Genomic DNA, 2780 nt, shown 5'->3' with positions numbered 1-2780 from the left:
AATCAGGGTTCCCAACACAAGCACAATCCGAGCTATGGAAGACGTGAATGTAGGTACGCTGGAATCCTTCGAGTCTGTCACATCACTTATGGCCAGCATCGATGAGAACAATTGAAGCAACCCCAACCTTCAAGGAGGACTTGAAAAGAGTCTGCCAGGATCCGGGCCGGAAGCGAACCGTTGAAGACCTGCTCTCCATTCTGGCGCGTGATCTTGAATTCATGGTGGGTATGCCGGCGCACACGCTGCCCGGCAAATGGAGTGATTATCTGGAGTGCCAGCTGCAATCGAATCTTTTCCTTATTTATAGAAAACCTGACAAAAACAGACTTCAGCTCGTACGACTCGGGAGTTGTTCCGACTTTGAATGCCGGGACGACGAGTATGACATCGGATTCTCTGTATCTTGCGGGAATAAGGAAGAGCCTTCCAGATTTTTCAAACCCGACAATGCAACTACAGGGAGACCGACTGTGACCACGCATAAAAAACCGACACTTGCCTTCGCCCTTTTCACGCTGCTTTCCATCGTCACGATCATTGCCTGCGGGATGATTTTCTTCAAATTGAAACTTCACCTGCTCATGATGTCTTGCTGGGTCGTCTGTGCCCTGTTTGCCCGGCGTCTGGGTTATACGTATACGGAACTCGAAGTCGGCGCCTATGAGCTCATCCAGAGAGCTATGGGCGCCGTTATCATTTTGATGTGCGTCGGCGCGCTCATTGGGGCATGGATTTCCGCCGGAACGGTCCCGGTGATGATCTATGTCGGCCTCCAAATCATTTCCCCCAGCCTGTTTCTCGTGACAAGCCTTATCCTGTGTTCGGTGACGTCACTTACGACAGGGACTTCATGGGGTACGATCGGAACGGTCGGCCTTGCCATCATGGGGATTGGCGCCGGCCTCGGCTTTGATCCCGGTATTACCGCGGCCTCCATTATCTGCGGTGCGTTCTTCGGCGATAAGCTTTCCCCCCTCTCCGACACCACCAATATGGCCGCTGCGGTCAGCGGGGTTCCGTTGCTCCGGCATGTCCGCCATATGGTGAATACGATCACGCCCGCCTATATCATCACCATTATCCTGTACGCGATCATCGGGTTCAAGCAGGGCTCTGGCGTAGCCGATACGTCCCAGCTCAATGCCATCCTCTCCGGGATCAGCGAACATTTCCAAATCGGCATCATCCCTGCCCTGCCCATGCTGCTGGTGCTCGGCCTGCTGATCCACCAGACCAACCCGGTCCTCGCCATCGTCAGCGGCGCGCTTTTCGGCGTCCTCATCGCCGTAGGGTATGCCGGTATGGATTTGACAACCGCCTTCAACTCCATGTGGAGCGGCTACAAAGCTGATTTCGCCAATCCCATGTTGGCGAAGCTGCTCAACCGCGGCGGCATCACCAGTATGCTCGACATCGCCGCACTGGTCATTTTTGCCTGCGGGCTTGGCGGTATGCTTCGCCACATCGGCATCATCGACGTCGTGCTGGAACCCGTGGCCCGCCGTGCGACTTCCGGCCTTTCTCTCGTACTCGCCACGCTGTTCATCGGCTACGGGACGCTTATGCTGACGGCCGCCGCCTACTTCAGCATCGTCATGAACGGTACCGTCATGGCTCCCCTGTTCCGCAAACGCGGCTACCGCCCCGAAAACTGCTCCCGCGTCGTTGAAGACGCCGGAACGCTCGGCGGCCCCCTTGTGCCCTGGGCCTCCAATGCCCTCTTCCCCATGAGTATGCTCAGCGTCTCGTATATGGATTACGCACCGTGGGCGTTCGTCCTGTACCTTACGCCCCTCATGTCCATTCTTTACGCGGCCTTTAACATTAACATGACCCGGCTCACTCCCGAGGAAATGGCGGAAGAAAACAAAGAGTTCGTAGCGGAGTAATCCTCCCTCCCGCATCCTATCCCTTGAACCGCCGCCTATCCAGGGCGGCGGTTCCTCCCAAAGGAAGTATCATGGCCACCATTCTTATACGTAATGCCTCCCTTTTTTCTCCCGACCCCCTTGGAACCAACGATATCCTGATCATCAATGATCGCATTGCCGCCATCGCACAGAATGTTTCCGTCCCCGAATGGCTCGGACCGGTGCAGGAAATGAATGGCAAAGGGCTTTTTGCCGTTCCCGGATTCATCGATGCGCATGTTCACATTACCGGAGGAGGCGGTGAGGCGGGGTTTTCTTCTCAGGTCCCTCCTCTTCCGCTTTCAAAGCTTATCCGCTCGGGTGTGACGACTGTCGGTGGCCTTCTCGGCACGGACGGTGTAACCCGGCATGTTGACGCCGTACTCGCCAAAGCGAACTCCCTTGAAGAGGAAGGCGTCAGTTCCTTCATCATGTCTGGAGGTTATCCTGTACCTTCTCCGACGCTGACCGGTTCAATCCGTTCGGATATTGCCTTCATCGAAAAGGTCCGCGGCGGCAAAATTGCCATTGCGGACCATCGAGTCGCTCCCGTTTCCGCCGAAACCCTGCTTGCCGTTGCCACGGAAGCCCGCATAGGCGGGATGCTCCGCGGATTCATCGGCATGTTGATCATGCATATCGGCGCGGCGGCGGAAGGGCTTTCCTGTGTATTCGCCGCGCTGGAACGCGCGCCGCACTTGGGGCGCCACCTGATCGCCACGCACATCAACCGCAGCCCCTTCGCCTTTTCCGAAGCTGCCAAATTGGTTGCCAAAGGCGGCTTCATGGATATTTCTTCCGGCCTGAACGTCCAAACCCTGGGGCCGGACACGCTGAAACCATCGGAAGCCATCGCTTTAGCCATGC

Annotated in this window: 2 protein-coding genes; both read left to right on the top strand. The window is 56.5% G+C overall.

Annotated elements, in window-relative coordinates:
• The first annotated feature begins 101 nt into the window (after positions 1 to 101).
• Positions 102 to 1892 (top strand): Na+/H+ antiporter NhaC, encoded by a 1791-nt coding sequence (gene nhaC / locus HMPREF0178_RS01335; RefSeq protein ID WP_009378398.1) that lies wholly within the window; start codon positions 102 to 104, stop codon positions 1890 to 1892.
• A 71-nt stretch (positions 1893 to 1963) separates the two neighbouring features.
• Positions 1964 to 2780 (top strand): amidohydrolase family protein (locus HMPREF0178_RS21835; RefSeq protein ID WP_009378397.1); only part of this gene is annotated, 817 nt, incomplete at its 3' end.

Source organism: Bilophila sp. 4_1_30, assembly GCF_000224655.1.
Taxonomy (GTDB): Bacteria; Desulfobacterota; Desulfovibrionia; order Desulfovibrionales; family Desulfovibrionaceae; genus Bilophila; species Bilophila wadsworthia.
This window is presented reverse-complemented; position numbering and strand designations above follow the sequence as displayed.